The organism is Salinivibrio sharmensis, from assembly GCF_001995985.1.
GTDB classification, from domain to species: domain Bacteria; phylum Pseudomonadota; class Gammaproteobacteria; order Enterobacterales; family Vibrionaceae; genus Salinivibrio; species Salinivibrio sharmensis.
On sequence record NZ_MUFC01000001.1, the window covers coordinates 403,464 to 423,546 of the forward strand.

Below are 20,083 nucleotides of genomic sequence, written 5' to 3' on the forward strand. Positions count from 1 at the left end.
AAAGCGCCGAACCATTATGACACTGGATATATCAAAATACCCCACTCTCGCTCTTGCTGATACGCCGGAAGAATTGCGTACCTTACCACGCGATCACCTGCCGCAGCTTTGTGAAGAGTTACGGACCTACTTACTCAACACAGTCAGTCATTCAAGTGGCCATTTCGCGTCTGGGCTTGGCACTGTGGAACTGACAGTGGCGCTGCACTATGTCTATAACACCCCGTTCGATCATTTGGTGTGGGATGTGGGCCATCAGGCCTATCCACACAAGATCCTGACCGGACGACGTGAGCGCATGCAAACGATCCGCAAAAAAGATGGTTTGCACCCCTTTCCGTGGCGAGAAGAAAGTCCCTATGATGTGCTGTCTGTGGGCCACTCATCGACATCTATCAGTGCCGCCTTGGGCATGGCCATCAGCGCACAAAAAGAAGGCCAGAACCGGCGTGTGGTTAGCGTGATTGGTGATGGTGCAATCACGGCTGGCATGGCATTTGAAGCCATGAACCATGCTGGCGATATCAAACCCGATATGCTCGTGGTGCTTAACGATAACGAGATGTCGATTTCTGAAAATGTCGGCGCGCTAAACAATCATTTCGCCCAACTCCTCTCTGGCAACGTCTACACCAGCATTCGTGAAGGCGGCAAAAAAGTGCTATCAGGCGCACCGCCAATAAAGGAGCTGGTACGCCGCGCGGAAGAACACCTGAAAGGCATGGTTGTCCCTGGCACCATGTTTGAAGAGCTGGGCTTTAACTATATCGGCCCGATTGATGGCCACGATGTCGAAGAGCTGGTCAAAACCCTCAAGAACATGCGCCATTTAAAAGGGCCGCAGTTTTTACACGTGATGACCAAAAAAGGCAAAGGGTACGAGCCAGCGGAAAAAGATCCGATTGGTTATCATGCAGTGCCCAAGTTTGATCCTAGCGTGCACACACTGCCCAAATCCAAGCCGACCAGCCCAACGTTTTCTAATGTGTTCGGTGATTGGCTATGTGATATGGCGGAGCAAGACGACAAACTTCTCGCCATTACTCCGGCGATGCGTGAGGGCTCGGGCATGGTGCGCTTTTCTAAAGCGCACCCAGACAAATACTTTGATGTTGCCATCGCCGAGCAGCACTCGGTCACACTGGCCGCAGGCATGGCAATCGGCACTTACCACCCAGTCGTTGCCATTTATTCAACCTTCCTACAGCGCGCCTATGACCAAGTCATCCACGATGTAGCGATCATGAATTTACCGGTGCTGTTTGCCATTGATCGTGGCGGGATTGTTGGCGCAGATGGCCAAACTCACCAAGGGGCTTTTGATTTAAGCTATTTACGCTGTATTCCCAACTTGGTGGTGATGACGCCAAGTGACGAAAACGAGTGTCGCCAAATGCTGTATACCGGCCATATTCATAACGGGCCCGCGGCGGTGCGTTACCCTCGCGGCAGTGGTATCGGTGCAGAGATTGAACAGACGATGCAAGCGATGCCAATTGGCAAAGGGGTGATTAAACGTCAAGGAACGCGGTTAGCGATGCTTAACTTTGGCACCTTGTTGCCTCACGCATTAGAAGCGGCTGAAGCGCTGGATGCCACCTTGGTTGATATGCGCTTTGCCAAACCGCTGGATGAAGCATTGCTCATCGAAATGGCCAACACGCACGACTACCTCGTAACGGTAGAGGAAAATGCAATTGCCGGCGGGGCGGGCTCTGGCGTGATTGAAGCCATGATGCGTCATGGGGTTATCAAACCTGTACTACAAATCGGCTTACCCGATCGTTTTATCTCTCAAGGCACCCAGCAAGAAGTGCACGCCGAGCTTGAGTTAGATGGTCCCGGTATTAAGGGACAAATTCAGCGTTACCTCACTAAACTGACACAATAGTGTCTCTCTAGTCAGGCATAACACCGTGAACAAAAAACCCGCCTATATAAGCGGGTTTTTTTCATGCTTTATCGCACGATTGAGGGCATCGTCAGCGCCATGGCGATACCTTTACTTGGTGCCAAAGATCTTATCACCCGCATCACCAAGACCGGGGACAATGTAGCCTTTGTCATCCAACTTTTCGTCAATTGCTGCGGTGTAAAGCTCAACATCAGGGTGGGCCTTTTTCAATGCCTCAATCCCTTCAGGGGCAGACACCAATACCAGGACCTTGATCTGCTGACAACCTTGCTCTTTGAGCAAGTCGATGGTCGCAATCATCGAGCCCCCCGTGGCCAGCATAGGGTCGACAACCAACGCCATGCGCTCATCGATATTGCTTGCCAACTTATGAAAATACGGCACAGGCTCGAGCGTTTCTTCATCGCGATACACACCGACAACACTGATGCGAGCCCCTGGCACGTGCTCAAGCACCCCATCCATCATGCCCAATCCAGCGCGCAAAATAGGCACCACGGTGACTTTTTTGCCTTTGATCTGATCGACATTAACCGGGCCGTCCCAGCCATCAATCGTCACTGTTTCTGTATCGAAGTCAGACGTCGCTTCATAAGTCAGCAGACTGCCAACTTCGGTGGCAAGTTCGCGAAACCGTTTGGTGCTAATATCTCGCTCACGCATCAAGCCGATTTTATGTTTGACTAACGGGTGCCTTACTTCCACGACCTTCATCTTAGACTCCTTACAAAAAACAAATTCTCGGTAGTATACATGAAAGGTTTTTGCTAGCGTAGGCTTAGGGCTTGACATATCGCCCAGATTCTCGCCAAACAGCTTACGCAAACGTTTTCCTTTCTCTGATTGCACTGATAGAATAGCGCCGACTTTTGACTTCCAACTCCGGCGAGGAATTGCAGTGAGCGGTAAACAATCATCTCTTAGCTATAAGGACGCTGGCGTCGATATTGACGCGGGTAACGCACTAGTCGACCGCATTAAAGGGGTAGTAAAACAAACGCACCGTCCCGAAGTCATGGGAGGCCTAGGGGGCTTTGGCGCGCTTTGTTCATTGCCAACTAAATACAAAGAACCGGTATTGGTCTCTGGTACAGACGGCGTGGGTACCAAACTACGCTTGGCGCTGGATGCTAATAAACACGATACTATCGGCATCGATCTGGTTGCAATGTGCGTTAACGATCTGATCGTACAAGGTGCTGAGCCTCTCTTTTTCCTCGACTACTACGCCACAGGTAAATTGGATGTTGACGTCGCCGCCGACGTTGTGACCGGCATCGCACAAGGCTGCCAGCAAGCGGGCTGCGCCCTTATCGGTGGTGAGACGGCAGAAATGCCGGGCATGTACAGCGGCGATGATTACGATGTGGCTGGTTTTTGTGTCGGTGTTGCTGAGAAGTCTGCAATCATTGATGGGAGCCAAGTCAGCGATGGCGACGCCTTGATTGGCCTTGCGTCGAGTGGCCCGCATTCAAACGGCTACTCACTGATCCGAAAGATCCTCGAAGTCAGTGAAGCAAACCTGAGTGACGATCTAGAAGGCCAACCACTCATCGATCACTTGCTAGCCCCGACCCGTATTTACGTCAAATCGGTATTAGCCCTGCTTGAGCAAGCGCCCATCCATGCGATTTCTCATATCACCGGTGGCGGCTTTTGGGAGAACATCCCCCGCGTATTGCCCGCTGGAACCAAGGCGGTGATCGACAACACCAGTTGGCAATGGCCGTCTGTATTTAACTGGTTGCAAGAAAAAGGCAACGTCAGTGACTATGAAATGCTACGAACGTTTAACTGTGGGGTGGGACTTGTGATTGCACTGCCTCAGGGTGAAGCCGACAAAGCGATTGCCCTGTTAAATCAAGCTGGCGAAACCGCCTGGCAACTGGGCCATATCGCTCACGCGGCGGGCGACGACGCACAGGTGGAGCTGAAAGCATGAAACGCATTGTCGTATTAATTTCCGGCAGCGGTTCTAATTTGCAAGCATTGATTGATAACGTCCACCAGCAACACGCACACATTGCGGCGGTGGTCGCTAACAAAGCGGATGCGTATGGTCTGACGCGAGCCGAACACGCAAGCATATCGGCTCAAGTGGTCGCCAATACCGATTATGCTAGCCGAGAAGAGTATGATGCGGCGCTTATGCGCGTGCTGGATGCTTATCAGCCTGACCTCGTGGTACTAGCGGGTTTTATGCGTATTTTAACCCCGGGGTTCGTTGCCCACTATGCGGGCCGGATGCTCAACATCCATCCGTCATTGCTTCCCAAGTATACAGGGCTGCATACCCACCAACGCGCCATCGATGCTGGCGACAGTGAGCATGGTACATCGGTGCATTTTGTCACTGAAGAACTCGACGGCGGTCCAGTGGTACTTCAAGCTCGTGTGCCTATTTTTGAAGACGACGACGCTGAGTCTGTCGCCGCGCGCGTCCAACAACAAGAGCACAGGATCTATCCATTGGTGGTCAAATGGTTTGTCGACGGACGCCTTAAAATGTCAGAAGACCGCGCCTGGCTTGACGGCCAAGCTCTTGGACCAGCAGGTTACGCCGCAGACGCATAGCCCCTCTCCTTTAAAAAAAGGCGCATTTGCGCCTTTTTCACTGACTAGGTTGCCGAGGTTTGGTTAGCGCAATACACCTCGCCAAAGTGGAACACACAATATTCCCCCTCCGCCATCTTATGCCAGCGTTCGTTATTGGTTAGGGGCTGCGTGGCAATCACCGTCACCACATCATTCGGCGTGGTTTGCTCATGAAAATCGACCGTCATCTCTTGGTCGATCAGGCTGGCTTTGCCAAACGGAGCGCGACGCGTGATCCAATGGAGGTGATTGGTGCAATAAGCCATGACATAGTCGCCATCGCTAAATAGCATGTTATACACGCCCAATGCACGTAAACGGTCACAACGCGACGCAATAAAGTCAAACACCTCGCACATGTTGTCTGGCTGCTGAGGGTAATGCTTGAAAAGCTCGTTCAACAGCCAACAAAAGGCTTTTTCACTGTCCGTTTCCCCGACCGGCTTAAAGTGACCCGTATCCAGGCTCTCGAAACCAGATAACTGACCATTGTGGGCAAACGTCCAATAGCGCCCCCAAATTTCACGAGTGAAAGGATGTGTGTTTTCTAGGCTTATCCCACCTCTGTTTGCTTGGCGAATATGGCTGACCACCGCACAGCTTTTTATCGGATAGCTGGTCACCAACTCTGCTACCTTAGACTGGCTGCTTGGTGCCGGATCTTTGAAGGTACGAAAGCCCTTCCCTTCATAAAAAGTTATCCCCCAGCCATCACGATGCGGGCCCGTTTTACCGCCACGCTGAATCAAGCCAGTAAAGCTAAAGCAAATATCGGTTGGGACGTTGGCACTCATGCCAAGCAGCTCGCACATTCTTTCATCTACCTCCGCGAATTATGCTGCCATTTCCTTTTCCACTAGCTGGATAAGAATATGGATGATTTTGATATGGACTTCCTGAATACGATCCGCATAGCCAAAGTGAGGCACACGGATTTCGATATCGGCCAACCCCGCCATTTTGCCACCGTCTTTTCCCGTTAGCATAATGGTCTTCATGCCTTTTTGTTTGGCAACATCAATAGCATTGAGGATATTCCCCGAATTGCCCGATGTGGAGAGTCCAAACAACACGTCGCCTTTCATGCCCACTGCTTCAAGGTAACGGGAGAAAACATATTCATAGCCAAAATCATTCGACACACATGAAATATGGCTAGGGTCTGAAATCGCGATGGCCGGATAACCAGGACGGTTTTCTCGGTATCGCCCCGTGAGCTCTTCAGCAAAATGCATGGCATCGCAATGTGAACCACCATTGCCGCACGATAGCACCTTACCACTGGCTTTAAAGCTGTCAGCCAGCAATTTCGCGGCTTTCTCGATTTGCTGAATGTTAGTGTCATCACTTAAAAACGCTGTTAACACATCGGCAGCTTCGGTCAGCTCACCGCGAATAATATCTTGGTACATGGCACCTTCCCACTGTTAACAAATATCTGGCTATGTTGCCTGACACGCGCAAGGCTACATGGGTGTCAGTGTACCCGCATCGTTTTACGGCTGTCGACTGCCGTTCCTTCCCGACAGGCGAGCTAAGTCACGTTTGCTTGAATGGCAACCTATCTTGCCAGTCATACCCGTACCAAGGTGGTGATTTTCTCACCTTGCAAGCCAAGTCACACCGTATCATTTTACAATTCGTTAATTATTTGCTTACATTGAGTGGTACGACCTCTTACCACAAACCGTAAGAGCCAACCAAACCTTAAGGAGATGACGTGATGGCAACAGGGTTATATATCGCCGCCATGCTAATACTGGCCGGTGTACTCGCATACCATCGTGCTAAGTTACTGGTATCGACTGCAGTGCTTGCAGCCGGACTAGTTATAGGGACAATCATAGGCAGCGTTGGGCAGATCACTTGGTTGATCTTTGCCGTTATTGCGTTGCCGCTTAATATCGTGACATTTCGTCGCAACTGGCTCAGCAAGCCAGCATTCAAAGCGTTTAAGGCTGTGATGCCGGAAATGTCAGCAACGGAAAAAGAAGCGATTGATGCGGGGACAGTTTGGTGGGAAGCGGATCTATTCCGTGGCGCGCCAGATTGGAATAAGCTGCATGATATTCCCGCCCCCACGCTGAGTGCGGAAGAACAGGCATTTTTAGATGGACCGGTCAACGAAGTTTGTCGCATGGTCGATGACTATCAAGTCACCCATGAACTGGCCGATCTGCCTGAAGATGTTTGGCAATACCTGAAAGACAATAAATTCTTCGCCATGATCATCAAAAAGCAATATGGCGGCCTAGAATTTTCTGCCTACGCGCAATCCTTGGTGCTGCAAAAACTATCAGGTGTGTCTGGCGTGCTATCATCCACCGTGGGTGTGCCTAACTCATTAGGCCCAGGTGAATTGCTCCAGCATTATGGCACTACCGAGCAAAAAGACCATTACCTTCCTCGTTTAGCGCAAGGTAAAGAGATCCCTTGTTTTGCATTGACTAGCCCAGAAGCGGGGTCTGATGCAGGCTCGATTCCTGACTATGGTGTGGTCACCAAAGGCATGTGGCAAGGTGAAGAAGTGCTAGGGATGAAAATCACCTGGAACAAACGCTACATCACCCTCGCCCCGGTTGCCACCGTACTTGGTCTGGCATTCAAACTGCGCGACCCTGAGCACCTGTTAGGCGATCAAGACGAGCTCGGTATTACCTGTGCCTTGATCCCAACGGATCTCGAAGGGGTTGAAATTGGCCGCCGTCACTTCCCGCTTAACGTACCTTTCCAAAACGGCCCAACTCAAGGCAACGACGTCTTCGTCCCGATGGACTTTATCATTGGTGGCCAGAAAATGGCCGGCCAAGGTTGGCGGATGCTGATGGAGTGCTTGTCAATTGGTCGCGGTATTACCCTGCCATCTAATACCACGGGTGGCCTAAAATCCGCTGCGCTGGCTACCGGAGCCTACGCACGCATCCGTCGCCAGTTCAAGTTGCCCATTGGTAAAATGGAAGGGATCGAAGAGCCTCTCGCGCGCATTGCTGGCAACGCCTACGTGATGGATGCTGCCAGCGCGCTGACAGTCACCGGTATCGATATCGGCGAGAAGCCATCGGTGATTTCTGCCATCGTTAAATATCACTGTACCCACCGCAGTCAACAGGGTGTGATTGATGCGATGGACGTCGTCGGCGGCAAAGGTATCTGTCTGGGGCCGAAAAACTTCCTGGGGCGTAACTATCAAGGCTCACCAATTGCGATCACGGTAGAAGGCGCAAACATCCTGACGCGCTCGATGATCATCTTCGGCCAAGGTGCGATTCGTTGCCATCCATTCGTGTTGGATGAGATTCGTGCCAGCGAAAATACTGATCAGCAAGCCGCTCTCGCCGCATTTGATAAGGCCTTGTTTGGTCATGTTGGCTTCGTGTTTAGTAACGTTGCGCGCGCGTTCTGGCTTGGTCTTACCGATGGTCGTTTGTCAAAAGCGCCACGCAAAGACGCAACGCGCCGCTATTACCAGCAGATGAACCGTTATAGTGCCGCACTCGCGCTACTTGCCGATGTCTCTATGGCAGTATTAGGCGGTAACCTCAAGCGTAAAGAGCGCCTGTCAGCACGCCTAGGTGATGTGCTGAGCCAGCTTTATCTTGCGTCTGCCACCATGAAACGCTATGCCGATGAAGGCTATCAGAAAGAGGATCTCCCTCTGGTGCATTGGGGCATGCAAGACGCCATGTGCCAAGCTGAACAAGCACTGGATGGCTTTATCGCTAACTTCCCGAATCGAGTGGTTGCTGGCTTGGTGCGCGTACTGGTATTCCCGCTGGGTAAAGGACGCCGTCAGCCTGGCGATCGCCTCGATGGCAAACTGGCTGTCATTTTACAATCACCCAGTGCAACGCGTGATCGCCTCGGCCGAGGTCAATACTTCGAGCCAGGTAATGCGATTGGTAATATTGAAAAGGCACTGCATGACATTTTGAATGCTGAGCCTATTCATAAAAAAGTGTGTGATGGCATCGGTGAGAAGCTGCCGTTTATGTTCCTCGACCAAGTTGCGGATAAAGGCTTGAGCGCCGGCGTGATTACCGAGCAAGAAGCTGCACTATTGCGAGAAGCCGAGCAAGGCCGCCTTGAAACGATCAATGTGGATGACTTTGACCCGTCAGAGTTGCCCGCCGCGTCGGTCAAGGAGAGCAAGATGCATAACGCGGCTTAACCGTATTTTCCTGCATCAATGGCGTGACGTAAAAAAGAGAGGGCTTCCCTCTCTTTTTTTATTGCCCGTATAGATGGGCTTACTCGCACCACAGTGCTAGTCGTTTTTATCCGGCCTATCCATGTCAAGCTCACTTCCTTGATCGTCTCCGTCGCTGTCCAGTGGAGGGGCTTCCAGCTCTTGCGCCGCTTCAGCCAATTTGCGTGCTTTGCGCTTTCGCAAGACAAACCAGGTTGCGGCACCTATCAGCATCACCAATAAGTTACCTAATCCAATGATCAACAGGGAAGTGGTTCGTGCTTCTTCTCGCTCTCGTTTTTGGCGGCGCGCCTCCGCCGCTTCCATCATGGCTTTTTCACGCGCTTCACGCTCTGCTTCGGCTTGTTCCAGCGCCGCGTAGTCAGTAACTGCAAAGGTTTGTTCGGGTAGCGGGAAAACTAACGGACGTCCCGATAACTGATCGGTCGCATACAAGGTTGTTCGCCATTTGTATTGTCCAGGTGTACTGGCGTAAGGAATATCGAGCGTAATAGTTTGCTGATCTTCCTCAGCGGTGGTTTGGTAGACCGTGGTTTTTCCTTCGGTATCGGTAAACTTAGCGTGAACAGACACGCTACCAGGCTCAATACTTGCTTGCTCGGACTGGATAACCAATTTATGCGGTTCGCCCTCTCCCTGGCTTTGTTTAAACGTGGCCATTAACGGTGTCGGGTAGACCAACACTTGTTGCTCTAAAGTACGGAAAAAAATGCCATTGCCCGAGGTCACGCGTGCGCGGTATTTTCCTGGCATGACGTTAATCGGCAAAGACACGGTAAACACACCGTCATTCGGCGCTTCATCAAGTCCCGAACCGTCGTCACTAAACTGCCCTAGTGCTTTGGGCTGTGGACGCTGATCAGGGTTAAGCGACTCCGGATCTTCGATGAATTCAGTAAAGTGTACGGTCAAATCGACACGCTCAATGAAGTCACGCAAGTTAAGTGGCTTATCATCGAGCATCAGTTGTGCGGTAAACTTCACCGCCTCGCCTTGATAAAGACGACTGGGTAAGTCTTCAACCTGCATACGCAAGTCGCTTAAAACACGGACTTTGTTGTCAGGACTCACTCGGCCGATCGCTTGCCATGGTCCTGGCATCGGGTCGGTAATCGACACGATGTCCATGTCTGATTCTTGATGCCACGATACTTTGTCTGGGTGGCGCCACGCATAATATTTGGTGCCGTCCGGACGTACCAACACCACTGGCATGCTTGGCTTTTCGCGATAAATCACGAAGGCCGCACGTTCAATGGTTGGATCAACACGGAAGCGATTTTCCAGCAGACGAATTTCTTGCTCGTTAGCGTGTGCCAACAAGGGAAAACATACACACAACGCCCACCATCGCTTCTTCATGCATTCTCCTACTGCCGCCAAAGACAGCTACCGTTTTGCTCAATAAAGTCTAAACGCGCTTCATGCGCACTCATTTCATCGGCCGATGCGGGAATAACCTTTAGCGATTTCTGGCGTTTAACGGTTCTTGGAGCCATTGGACTCGCATTATCCGTCTCAGTACCCGCATTAAATGACAAGTTGGTTTGTCCCCCGGTCATTAATAGGTAAACGTCAGCGAGGATCTCCGCATCCAACAAAGCGCCGTGAAGCGTTCGCCGAGAGTTATCAATACCGTAGCGATCGCACAACACATCAAGGTTGTTACGCTTTCCAGGGAAGATTTTCTTCGCCATCGCTAAGGTATCTGTGATGGTGCAAAGCTCAGTGGTTTCCAGCGAGACACCTAGGTTTTTGAATTCATAATCCATAAACCCCACATCAAAAGGCGCGTTATGGGCGATCAGCTCCGCCCCTTTGATAAAATCGACAAAGGCTTGATGGATTTGCGCGTATTGCGGCTTGTCAGCCAAAAAGGCATCGGTGATACCGTGTACCGCAATCGCCTCAGGATCGATCGCGCGTGTAGGCTGAATGTAGGCATGAAAGTGCCGCCCCGTCAGCTTACGGTTGATAATCTCAACCGCGCCTATTTCAATAATATTGTGGCCTTGGTAATGCGGCCCCCCTTCGCGGTTCATACCGGTGGTTTCGGTATCAAGCACAACGAGGCGATCGTAATTCGCTTTCATGGCAATAACTGTGTCAAACTTGGCTCAGATGAATAGCCAATAGTATCAAAGATGACCAAGCAGGTAGAAATTTTCACAGACGGTTCTTGTCTCGGCAACCCGGGACCGGGCGGGTATGGTGTGGTGATGCGCTACAAACAACATGAAAAAACCTTGAGTGCCGGTTTCACCCTCACTACCAACAATCGCATGGAGCTGATGGCCGCTATTGTCGGCTTAAATGCGCTTAATACAAACTGCAACGTGGTTCTCACTACAGACAGTCAGTACGTTCGACAAGGGATCACCCAGTGGATCCATAATTGGAAAAAACGCCAATGGAAGACGGCAGATAAGAAACCGGTGAAAAATGCCGATTTATGGCAACAGCTCGATCAGGCAGCATCTAAGCATCAAATCACGTGGAACTGGGTAAAAGGCCACGCTGGGCACCCGGAAAATGAGCGTTGTGACGAGCTCGCGCGCGAGGCTGCCAACCACCCTACCGACATCGATGAAGGCTATCAGCCTGCAGACTAGTTTTATTTTTAGCCGCCGTTGGGAACAACCCCGCCCAGCGGTGAGACCGCTTGCTTGAGTTTCCAACGAGGCTTAATCGGTTTTAATGGGTAGCTACGCTTACGCGCAATAATTAAATAAATGGAGCCAAGCGCAGGTGTCACCATGCTGGCGCTACTCTCTACCCAAGCATGGCGAGCACTAGGTCGCTGCGTCGGCCACAGTCCCATCTGATGCGCCTCAACCACCTCATAATTCATCACACTCAACCAATCTTTAACGCGAAGAGGTGAAAACATCCGTCCCGACCACGGGAGCCGTTGATGCCTGCCACGTAGCAACTTTTTTACGCCCAATAAGCTTGTGGGATTAACACCCGATATAATTAAGCAACCGTCATCAATCATCACGCGATCAATCTCTCGCAATAAACGGTGCGGATCATCGCTATAATCAAGTTGGTGCGCTAATACACACGCATCAAAAGACTTCTCGATAAATGGCAAGGCATAGTGTGTCGCGGTCACATTGCGCATTGGGTTATGTTGGTCGACACAGACTTGGTGTTGAATGTTACACTGTTCACTGACTAGCTCGCAGCTTAAGCCGCCCAATTTCAGCAAGTGGTAGCCAAATAAGGTCGGCAGCCATTCATCCAGCCGAGTTTGCAATTGGGTGCGCGCCCAATCACCGTAAGCAACTTGGTCCCACGTATAGGGATAGTCAAACTGATGTTCTATGCGCGCTGGTTTCATTGATTAAGGCTCATTCTATCGCTGGAGAACCCAATGCTTCATGTAAAAAGCATACCTGCATTTAACGATAATTACATATGGCTCATTATTAGTGAAGATAATCGCTGCGCTGTGGTCGATCCGGGTGAAGCAAGTCAGGTTATTGACTACCTAAAAGCGAATTCATTGACTTTATCGTGCATTCTTATCACGCACCACCATTGGGATCACACCAATGGCATTGACGATCTTGTACGCTATACGCCAAGCGCGAAAGTGATCGGTCCCGATGTTCAACCTATCCCGCGACTGACGATGGCGGTCAGCGACGGTGACCAAATCGATGTCTTTGACCATCGCTTTTTGGTCGTCGGTGTCGAGGGTCACACAGACGATCATATTGCCTTTGTCGGAGACGGTAAGCTGTTCTGTGGCGATGCATTATTCTCAGCCGGTTGTGGCCGCTTACTCGGTGGCACCGCTGAGCAAGCACTCAACTCACTGAAAAAACTGGCATCGCTACCCATTGAGACCCAAGTGTATTGCGCCCATGAGTATACCGCCGCCAATGTCGCGTTTGCGCTGACTGTAGAGCCTGAAAACGACGCATTACATCTATATCGGGAAGAAGTGAACCGCTTACGCGCCCAAGGTAAGCAAACGCTCCCCAGTACCATTGAGCGAGAAAAGCGCATAAATCCCTTTTTACGAACCCAAGAGCAGACCGTGATTCAATCTGTTAGTGGACGAGCAAAAGCGGACTCTGAACTTGATGTTTTCCGTGCGCTGCGTCAGTGGAAGGATGAATTTTGAGCTGAGTCTCTTGTCATCAATGAGGCCAGCCCCTATCATCATCGGCTATTTTGGACGAAGGTTTTATGCAATGAAGTACCGTTTTGTTATATTGAGCACGCTGTTGCTGAGCGGCTGTCAGTCTATCGGCGACGCTCAAAACACGGATATCGCCTCCGAGGCACCGCCCGTTGTCGCAAAAGAAACAACGCGCTCGCCTGATAAAGCCACAGAGACGCCCAAGAAAGCCACACCAGCGACGCCTACGGTACTTTCCCCGCAAAAACAGAATGATGTGTGGCAACGCATCAGTATGCAGCTTTCGCTTCCAGTGCCTGATAACGCCTCGGTGCGCCGTTATCGTAATTGGTATTTAAAGTACCCTAATCACCTTGCTACTGTGGCTGAGCGCGCCACGCCATTTTTACACTTGATCGTAGAAAAAGTTGAAGCACGCAACATGCCACTAGAGCTGGCATTGCTTCCCGTCGTAGAAAGCTCGTTTGATCAATTTGCTTACTCCCATGGCCGGGCTGCCGGCCTTTGGCAATTTGTCCCAGCAACAGGTCGCCGTTTTGGCTTGGAACAAAATTGGTGGTACGACGGCCGCCGCGATGTGGTGCAATCAACCGATGCGGCGCTTGATTACCTCGAGTACTTACATGGCATGTTTGATGGCAATTGGTTACACGCTATCGCTGCATATAACTCCGGCGAGGGACGCGTGGCTCGTGCTATTCGTCGCAACGAACAACGCGGTGAGCCTACAGACTTTTGGCACTTGGACTTACCAAAAGAAACCAGCAGTTATGTCCCTAAGCTAATCGCGCTTGGTGATGTGCTTCGCAACAGAGATCAGTACGGATTAGAAGTACCAGAAATCCCCAACCAACCCGCACTGACCTTGGTTGACCCTAAGATGCAAATGGATCTCGCGCTCGCGGCAAACTATGCCGGTTTAAGTGTTTCAGAGCTTCAAAGCCTGAACCCTGCGTATAATCATTGGGCCACAGCGCCATCAGGGCCAACCCATTTATTATTACCTAATGACAATGTTAAACGCTTCAACACTGAACTGGCGAAAAACGACAACCAAGGCCTGCGTGTCGAACGTTACGCGGTGAAATCAGGGGATAGCCTGAGTGAAATCGCAGCTGAGTACAACACGACGGTCAAGGTATTAAAACGTGCTAACCAACTCCGCTCCTCACGTATTCGTGTAGGTCAGCGCCTGATGATCCCTGTGTCGCTGAAAGATGAGTCACAATACACGCTAAGCGCACCACAGCGCCTCGCAGCATTGCAAGCGGCGGAGCGTGATGGTCACAAGCGCACCCACATAGTACGCCAAGGCGACAGCTTTTGGACCATCGCCCGTCGCTACGATGTTGATTACCGTCAGCTCGCTAAGTGGAACGGCATGAGTCCTCGTGACACCCTCAGCATCGGCCAGAAGTTGGTCGTTTGGGATAAAGAAGGAGATGCACGCCGTATCCGGACCATTACCTACCGAATTCGACAAGGTGATTCGTTGAGCACTATTGCACAACGCTACAATGTATCAGTCGCCGAGCTGGTGAAATGGAACCAGTTACGCCAGAACGCGTATATCCAACCAGGCCAAAAGCTGACACTGCATATCGACATTTCTCGGAGTAGCGGCTCATGATGCAAGCTTCAGCCAATCCATTGTTCGCCTTAAGAGACATCGTCCTTCGTCCCAGTGCATGCTTTGCTGCATTAAGCCAGCGCCCGGTATGGGGCTGGTTGGCTTATTTGCTCATGTGCCTAAGCGCTATTGCATTTTGGAGTGCTTATTTTGATCACACAAACCTTGCCGCGCTTCAGCAAGCACTCACGCAACAATTATCGATGCCACCTGCAGACGCTGAAAAGTGGTTACAACGTGAAACACTGCTTGCCTCTGAAGTGCTCGGAGATTGGTTTGGCCGAGCGGCGGTCATTTTTGCCTTGGCACTTTGGTTTCGATTAGCCACCAAACAAGAAGCCCCTAATTTTGGCTATCGTCATTGGCTCGCGGCCTCTTGCTTTATCTTTTTACCTGCCGTCGTAGGCGATTTAGCAAGCTATACCAATATGACCTTATCATCCGGTTTTATTTTGCCGGCTCATGCGGACTTAAACAGTCTTAATGGCTTACTAAAATTGCCGCTCGCCTCCTCATGGAGTGCATGGGCAGCAAGCTTACCACTGCTGCTCCCGTGGTACTGGGTATTAAGCATTACGGTCATCGGTACTTGGACACCACTCAATCATGGCAAAGCGATTGTCGTCGCTACCCTGCCTTGGGTTGCCGTTTTTGCCAGTTGGGCCATCGTCATAGCACTAAGCTAGGAAAATTCAGCGAGGGGAAGCCCCTCGCTGCCTCTACCCTGTCACTTTTAGTTGTGCCTCTATCGCTGCGTGATCGGAGGCGCCATTATCTATCGCACTCGCCTTTTCTACCGATAGCCCACGGTAGAAAACATGATCCAACGGCAACCCAAATTTAGTCATTCGCTCATCGGGGTGGTAACGCATTTCTTGTAATGACAAGCGCGACACCATCGCTCTTACCGCGTCTAACCGCCGTTGAGACCAAGTATTAAAATCACCGGCTAAAATAATCGGCCCCTCGACACGCGCCAAAGCTTGCTCCAATGCAGCCAACTGCTTCTTATAAGCGGCCATTGCATAAGTAAAGTTAATGCTATGAATATTCACTACCGCAAGGCGCTGTCCATTGGAAAGCTGGTACTCACTATATAGAGCACTTTTAGGAAGGCGCAAATACGGCTCGACCGCAGTATACGCACAGCTGTGTAAAGGATTCACTTTGGAAAGGTTCATCACCCCTGCAACAGCATCTTGCATCGCAAACGCATAAGCTTGGTCATAGTGCAATGATGCTTGCGTGATCCAACGCGCCAACTGTGGGCCAAAGCTTGCTTCTTGCAACAGCATAAGACGATGAGGTTGATGGTATTGGCTCAGGGCTGTATCCCACTGGGGGCGCTGCTGCTTGTAAATATTCCATACCAAGAGCGAGAAGCGGCCTTGTTCATCAAGCGGTGAAGAGTGCGTGTAATCAATGCACTGGTGGTGTATGCCAGACACCGTATGAAGCTGAGTGCTGTCAGGCACAGTAAAGTAGCCATTGACACCTACTACCGCGGCAGGGACAAAAATAGCACTCCCCCACGCCACTACTTTGCCAATACGTCGTTTCATTGCTTAATCACCACCATAACGCTTGCCAGTGTGAGTATAGGTTGTTATTAGAATGGGCGCCGATTTTGCGATCACGAAGGCTGAAATACAAGTGGTTACCCTGACGTATTACTTGCTGCTTACTTCGACTCAGAGATAGGATAGAAAAGGAACAATAACAAGGTGCATTCATGGAGCGACGCCTATGCTTAACAACCTCTTCGTATACGGAACCCTGTGTCCAGAAGGGACAAATCACCATGTGCTCGCGGATGTCTATGGCCAATGGTTCCCTGCGAGTATACAAGCAATACGCACCGACCGTGGTTGGGGATCGGCCTCAGGTTATCCCGGCATTGAGCTCAGCGACTCTGTTAATGATCGCGTTGAGGGTTGGCTTTTAAAAGCAGAGGACTTGTCCCATTTTCTACCTAAACTCGATGCATTTGAGGGTTCGGGGTATCAGAGAGTGATTGTGGAAGTCGAATATCACAGTGAGAGCCGAACAGAACCAATGCATACCACGGCATTTGCCTATGAGCTTTGTTTCAGTCACCAGCCCGATGCCACAGGCCCAAGCCAATTTGTGGCCAAAAACTATTAGAGGACTTGTTAGATGGATAAAAAAAAGCACTGACAGATGTCAGTGCTTTTCGAGTGGCAGGGGTAGAGGGATTCGATCGGACTGGCGACCCAGCCCCCAACACGCGGATTTTGATGTCACAACCACAACTATCCATCAGTTAGTCTATCAGTAGTATTGAGATCAAAAAAAGCACCGACAAACGTCGATGCTTTTTAGATGGCAGGGGTAGAGGGATTCGAACCCCCAACACGCGGATTTGGAATCCGCTGCTCTGCCAATTGGAGCTATACCCCTATAAATAGTGGCGGAGTGGACGGGATTCGAACCCGCGACCCCCGGCGTGACAGGCCGGTATTCTAACCAACTGAACTACCACTCCGCACCAATTCTTTATCATCAAAGTCTTACGAAAATCTGCTTTGATGTTTAAATTTTTGCTAACTAAAGCCCAACATTAAGCTCTAATTAGATTATCAAAGCCTGGCGATGTCCTACTCTCACATGGGGAGACCCCACACTACCATCGGCGCTGCTTCGTTTCACTACTGAGTTCGGCATGGAGTCAGGTGGGTCCAAAGCGCTATGGTCGCCAAGCAAATTCGGTAATCTAGAAAGCTGTTCGTTCTCGCCACAATCAACTGGCTTATTTYAAGTCCAACCCAAAACCTCTTGGGTGTTGTATGGTTAAGCCTCACGGGCAATTAGTACAGGTTAGCTCAACGCCTCACAGCGCTTACACACCCTGCCTATCAACGTYSTMGTCTASRACAACCCTTTAGAGAGCTCGAAGCTCTAGGGATGACTCATCTCGGGGCCAGCTTCGCGCTTAGATGCTTTCAGCGCTTATCTGTGCCGAACTTAGCTACCGGGCAATGCGTCTGGCGACACAACCCGAACACCAGCGGTTCGTCCACTCCGGTCCTCTCGTACTAGGAGCAGCTCCCCTCAATCATCCAACGCCCACGGCAGATAGGGACCGAACTGTCTCACGACGTTCTAAACCCAGCTCGCGTACCACTTTAAATGGCGAACAGCCATACCCTTGGGACCGACTTCAGCCCCAGGATGTGATGAGCCGACATCGAGGTGCCAAACACCGCCGTCGATATGAACTCTTGGGCGGTATCAGCCTGTTATCCCCGGAGTACCTTTTATCCGTTGAGCGATGGCCCTTCCATTCAGAACCACCGGATCACTATGACCTACTTTCGTACCTGCTCGAGCCGTCACTCTCGCAGTTAAGCGGGCTTATGCCATTGCACTAACCTCACGATGTCCGACCGTGATTAGCCCACCTTCGTGCTCCTCCGTTACRCTTTGGGAGGAGACCGCCCCAGTCAAACTACCCACCAGGCACTGTCCTCACCCCRGATAAYGGGGCTAAGTTAGAACATCAAACATACAAGGGTGGTATTTCAAGGATGGCTCCACAGCAACTGGCGTCGCCGCTTCAAAGCCTCCCACCTATCCTACACATGTAGGCTCAATGTTCAGTGCCAAGCTGTAGTAAAGGTTCACGGGGTCTTTCCGTCTAGCCGCGGGTACACAGCATCTTCACTGCGATTTCAATTTCACTGAGTCTCGGGTGGAGACAGCGTGGCCATCATTACGCCATTCGTGCAGGTCGGAACTTACCCGACAAGGAATTTCGCTACCTTAGGACCGTTATAGTTACGGCCGCCGTTTACCGGGGCTTCAATCAATGGCTTCTCTTGCGATAACCACATCAATTAACCTTCCGGCACCGGGCAGGCGTCACACCGTATACGTCATCTTTCGATTTTGCACAGTGCTGTGTTTTTAATAAACAGTTGCAGCCACCTGGTATCTGCGACTGCCCATAGCTCCATCCGCAAGGGACTTCACCGCGGGCAGCGTACCTTCTCCCGAAGTTACGGTACCATTTTGCCTAGTTCCTTCACCCGAGTTCTCTCAAGCGCCTTGGTATTCTCTACCCGACCACCTGTGTCGGTTTGGAGTACGGTTGCTACTTACCTGAAGCTTAGAGGCTTTTCCCGGAAGCATGGCATCAATGACTTCACCACCTTGGTGGCTCGACATCGTGTCTCGGCCTTGATTTCCCGGATTTGCCTAAGAAATCAGCCTACGCACTTGAACCTGGACRACCATCGCCAGGCCCACCTAGCCTTCTYCGTCCCCCCATCGCAGTAAGCAGCAGTACGGGAATATTAACCCGTTTCCCATCGACTACGCCTTTCGGCCTCGCCTTAGGGGCCGACTTACCCTGCCCCGATTAACGTTGGACAGGAACCCTTGGTCTTCCGGCGAGGAGGTTTTTCACCCCCTTTATCGTTACTCATGTCAGCATTCGCACTTGTGATACCTCCAGCAWGCCTCTCAGCACACCTTCAACAGCTTACACAACGCTCCCCTACCCAATATCCATAAGGACATTGCCGCAGCTTCGGTGTATCGCTTAGCCCCGTTACATCTTCCGCGCAGGCCGACTCGACCAGTGAGCTATTACGCTTTCTTTAAATGATGGCTGCTTCTAAGCCAACATCCTGGCTGTCTGAGCCTTCCCACATCGTTTCCCACTTAGCGATAACTTTGGGACCTTAGCTGGCGGTCTGGGTTGTTTCCCTCTCCACGACGGACGTTAGCACCCGCCGTGTGTCTCCCGGATAGTACTTACTGGTATTCGGAGTTTGCAAAGGGTTGGTAAGTCGGGATGACCCCCTAGCCTTAACAGTGCTCTACCCCCAGTAGTATTCGTCCGAGGCGCTACCTAAATAGCTTTCGGGGAGAACCAGCTATCTCCGAGTTTGATTGGCCTTTCACCCCTAGCCACAGGTCATCTCCTAACTTTTCAACGTTAGTGAGTTCGGTCCTCCAGTTGATGTTACTCAACCTTCAACCTGCCCATGGCTAGATCACTCGGTTTCGGGTCTAATGCAAGCAACTGTCGCCCAGTTAAGACTCGGTTTCCCTACGGCTCCCCTATGCGGTTAACCTTGCTACTTACATTAAGTCGCTGACCCATTATACAAAAGGTACGCGGTCACCCCACATGGAGGCTCCCACTGCTTGTACGTAGACGGTTTCAGGTTCTATTTCACTCCCCTCACAGGGGTTCTTTTCGCCTTTCCCTCACGGTACTGGTTCACTATCGGTCAGTCAGGAGTATTTAGCCTTGGAGGATGGTCCCCCCATGTTCAGACAAGATATCACGTGTCCCGTCCTACTCGWTTTCACGWCTAAGGCGCCGTCGGTTACGGGGCTATCACCCTTTATTGCCAGGTTTTCCAACCTGTTCACCTAACGCCTAAGCCGCTTAAGGGCTGCTCCGGGTTCGCTCGCCGCTACTGCCGGAATCTCAATTGATTTCTTTTCCTTCGGGTACTTAGATGTTTCAGTTCCCCGAGTTCGCCTCTTAGCGCTATGTATTCACGCTAAGATACCTGCTTATGCAGGTGGGTTTCCCCATTCGGA

At 51.1% G+C, this 20,083-nt stretch carries 16 protein-coding genes, 2 tRNA genes and 2 rRNA genes; 9 read left to right on the forward strand and 11 right to left on the reverse strand.

Going from position 1 to position 20,083, the window contains the following annotated elements; translation table 11 throughout:
- Positions 1-16: 16 nt before the first annotated feature.
- Positions 17-1,891: a 1-deoxy-D-xylulose-5-phosphate synthase gene (gene dxs / locus BZG74_RS01970; RefSeq protein ID WP_077771096.1), complete on the forward strand. Its 1,875-nt coding sequence runs from the start codon at positions 17-19 to the stop codon at positions 1,889-1,891.
- A 111-nt stretch (positions 1,892-2,002) separates the two neighbouring features.
- On the opposite strand, the gene upp is transcribed toward dxs, so the two are convergent.
- Positions 2,003-2,629: a uracil phosphoribosyltransferase gene (upp, locus tag BZG74_RS01975; RefSeq protein WP_077771097.1), complete on the reverse strand. Its 627-nt coding sequence runs from the start codon at positions 2,627-2,629 to the stop codon at positions 2,003-2,005.
- Positions 2,630-2,813: 184 nt separating this feature from the next.
- Here upp and purM point away from each other — a divergent pair, with 184 nt between their 5' ends.
- The gene (gene purM / locus BZG74_RS01980; protein ID WP_077771098.1) at positions 2,814-3,857 is read left to right on the forward strand and encodes a phosphoribosylformylglycinamidine cyclo-ligase; all 1,044 of its coding nucleotides are present in this window, start codon (positions 2,814-2,816) and stop codon (positions 3,855-3,857) included.
- Positions 3,854-4,489, forward strand: a complete 636-nt coding sequence (purN, locus tag BZG74_RS01985; RefSeq protein WP_077771099.1) for a phosphoribosylglycinamide formyltransferase — start codon at positions 3,854-3,856, stop codon at positions 4,487-4,489. Before purM ends, purN begins: the two co-directional genes overlap by 4 nt.
- Positions 4,490-4,533: 44 nt before the next feature.
- Here purN and BZG74_RS01990 read toward each other — a convergent pair whose 3' ends face one another.
- Positions 4,534-5,322: a class II glutamine amidotransferase gene (locus BZG74_RS01990; RefSeq protein ID WP_077771100.1), complete on the reverse strand. Its 789-nt coding sequence runs from the start codon at positions 5,320-5,322 to the stop codon at positions 4,534-4,536.
- Between the two features lie 21 nt (positions 5,323-5,343).
- Positions 5,344-5,922, reverse strand: a complete 579-nt coding sequence (lpcA, locus tag BZG74_RS01995) for a D-sedoheptulose 7-phosphate isomerase (RefSeq protein WP_077771101.1) — start codon at positions 5,920-5,922, stop codon at positions 5,344-5,346.
- Between the two features lie 311 nt (positions 5,923-6,233).
- On the opposite strand from lpcA, the gene fadE reads away from it, so the two are divergent.
- Positions 6,234-8,678 carry an acyl-CoA dehydrogenase FadE gene (gene fadE / locus BZG74_RS02000; protein ID WP_077771102.1) on the forward strand — a complete coding sequence of 815 codons (2,445 nt, stop codon included), beginning with the start codon at positions 6,234-6,236 and terminating at the stop codon, positions 8,676-8,678.
- Between the two features lie 96 nt (positions 8,679-8,774).
- Here the strand turns inward: fadE and BZG74_RS02005 are convergent, their stop codons facing one another.
- Positions 8,775-10,079, reverse strand: a complete 1,305-nt coding sequence (locus tag BZG74_RS02005; protein WP_077771103.1) for a TIGR03503 family protein — start codon at positions 10,077-10,079, stop codon at positions 8,775-8,777.
- An 8-nt stretch (positions 10,080-10,087) separates the two neighbouring features.
- On the reverse strand, positions 10,088-10,810 hold the full coding sequence (dnaQ, locus tag BZG74_RS02010; protein ID WP_077771104.1) for a DNA polymerase III subunit epsilon: 723 nt from the start codon (positions 10,808-10,810) through the stop codon (positions 10,088-10,090).
- Positions 10,811-10,861: 51 nt separating this feature from the next.
- Between dnaQ and rnhA the strand changes: the two genes are divergently transcribed.
- Positions 10,862-11,329, forward strand: a complete 468-nt coding sequence (rnhA, locus tag BZG74_RS02015) for a ribonuclease HI (protein ID WP_077771105.1) — start codon at positions 10,862-10,864, stop codon at positions 11,327-11,329.
- 8 nt (positions 11,330-11,337) lie between these two features.
- On the opposite strand, the gene BZG74_RS02020 is transcribed toward rnhA, so the two are convergent.
- Positions 11,338-12,063 carry a methyltransferase domain-containing protein gene (locus tag BZG74_RS02020; protein WP_077771106.1) on the reverse strand — a complete coding sequence of 242 codons (726 nt, stop codon included), beginning with the start codon at positions 12,061-12,063 and terminating at the stop codon, positions 11,338-11,340.
- Positions 12,064-12,096: 33 nt separating this feature from the next.
- On the opposite strand from BZG74_RS02020, the gene gloB reads away from it, so the two are divergent.
- From gloB to BZG74_RS02035, 3 genes are all read left to right on the forward strand, one after another.
- Positions 12,097-12,855, forward strand: coding sequence for a hydroxyacylglutathione hydrolase (gene gloB, locus BZG74_RS02025; RefSeq protein WP_077771107.1), 759 nt, complete (start codon positions 12,097-12,099; stop codon positions 12,853-12,855).
- A gap of 70 nt (positions 12,856-12,925) precedes the next feature.
- Positions 12,926-14,503 carry a lytic transglycosylase gene (locus BZG74_RS02030; RefSeq protein WP_077771108.1) on the forward strand — a complete coding sequence of 526 codons (1,578 nt, stop codon included), beginning with the start codon at positions 12,926-12,928 and terminating at the stop codon, positions 14,501-14,503.
- Complete coding sequence (locus tag BZG74_RS02035) at positions 14,500-15,189, forward strand: YIP1 family protein (RefSeq protein ID WP_235605694.1); 690 nt, start codon at positions 14,500-14,502, stop codon at positions 15,187-15,189. The genes BZG74_RS02030 and BZG74_RS02035 overlap by 4 nt, the downstream gene beginning before the upstream one ends.
- Positions 15,190-15,222: 33 nt before the next feature.
- On the opposite strand, the gene BZG74_RS02040 is transcribed toward BZG74_RS02035, so the two are convergent.
- On the reverse strand, positions 15,223-16,065 hold the full coding sequence (locus tag BZG74_RS02040) for an endonuclease/exonuclease/phosphatase family protein (RefSeq protein ID WP_077771109.1): 843 nt from the start codon (positions 16,063-16,065) through the stop codon (positions 15,223-15,225).
- A gap of 184 nt (positions 16,066-16,249) precedes the next feature.
- Between BZG74_RS02040 and BZG74_RS02045 the strand changes: the two genes are divergently transcribed.
- Positions 16,250-16,648: a gamma-glutamylcyclotransferase family protein gene (locus BZG74_RS02045; RefSeq protein WP_077771110.1), complete on the forward strand. Its 399-nt coding sequence runs from the start codon at positions 16,250-16,252 to the stop codon at positions 16,646-16,648.
- Positions 16,649-16,847: 199 nt separating this feature from the next.
- On the opposite strand, the gene BZG74_RS02050 is transcribed toward BZG74_RS02045, so the two are convergent.
- The 4 genes from BZG74_RS02050 to BZG74_RS02065 form a co-directional block, all read right to left on the reverse strand.
- Positions 16,848-16,924 (reverse strand) — tRNA-Trp (locus BZG74_RS02050).
- Positions 16,925-16,932: 8 nt separating this feature from the next.
- Positions 16,933-17,009, reverse strand: a tRNA-Asp gene (locus BZG74_RS02055).
- Positions 17,010-17,108: 99 nt separating this feature from the next.
- A 5S ribosomal RNA gene (rrf, locus tag BZG74_RS02060) occupies positions 17,109-17,224 on the reverse strand.
- A gap of 86 nt (positions 17,225-17,310) precedes the next feature.
- Positions 17,311-20,083, reverse strand: a 23S ribosomal RNA gene (locus BZG74_RS02065); the annotation flags it as partial.

Excerpts from the sequence above, each read along its gene's own strand:
- dxs (WP_077771096.1), top strand. The coding sequence starts at position 17 with ATGACACTGGATATATCAAAATACCCCACTCTCGCTCTTGCTGATACG.
- upp (WP_077771097.1), bottom strand. The coding sequence starts at position 2,629 with ATGAAGGTCGTGGAAGTAAGGCACCCGTTAGTCAAACATAAAATCGGC.
- purN (WP_077771099.1), top strand. The coding sequence starts at position 3,854 with ATGAAACGCATTGTCGTATTAATTTCCGGCAGCGGTTCTAATTTGCAA.
- BZG74_RS01990 (WP_077771100.1), bottom strand. The coding sequence starts at position 5,322 with ATGTGCGAGCTGCTTGGCATGAGTGCCAACGTCCCAACCGATATTTGC.
- lpcA (WP_077771101.1), bottom strand. The coding sequence starts at position 5,922 with ATGTACCAAGATATTATTCGCGGTGAGCTGACCGAAGCTGCCGATGTG.
- fadE (WP_077771102.1), top strand. The coding sequence starts at position 6,234 with ATGGCAACAGGGTTATATATCGCCGCCATGCTAATACTGGCCGGTGTA.
- BZG74_RS02005 (WP_077771103.1), bottom strand. The coding sequence starts at position 10,079 with ATGAAGAAGCGATGGTGGGCGTTGTGTGTATGTTTTCCCTTGTTGGCA.
- dnaQ (WP_077771104.1), bottom strand. The coding sequence starts at position 10,810 with ATGAAAGCGAATTACGATCGCCTCGTTGTGCTTGATACCGAAACCACC.
- rnhA (WP_077771105.1), top strand. The coding sequence starts at position 10,862 with ATGACCAAGCAGGTAGAAATTTTCACAGACGGTTCTTGTCTCGGCAAC.
- BZG74_RS02020 (WP_077771106.1), bottom strand. The coding sequence starts at position 12,063 with ATGAAACCAGCGCGCATAGAACATCAGTTTGACTATCCCTATACGTGG.
- gloB (WP_077771107.1), top strand. The coding sequence starts at position 12,097 with ATGCTTCATGTAAAAAGCATACCTGCATTTAACGATAATTACATATGG.
- BZG74_RS02030 (WP_077771108.1), top strand. The coding sequence starts at position 12,926 with ATGAAGTACCGTTTTGTTATATTGAGCACGCTGTTGCTGAGCGGCTGT.
- BZG74_RS02035 (WP_235605694.1), top strand. The coding sequence starts at position 14,500 with ATGATGCAAGCTTCAGCCAATCCATTGTTCGCCTTAAGAGACATCGTC.
- BZG74_RS02040 (WP_077771109.1), bottom strand. The coding sequence starts at position 16,065 with ATGAAACGACGTATTGGCAAAGTAGTGGCGTGGGGGAGTGCTATTTTT.
- BZG74_RS02045 (WP_077771110.1), top strand. The coding sequence starts at position 16,250 with ATGCTTAACAACCTCTTCGTATACGGAACCCTGTGTCCAGAAGGGACA.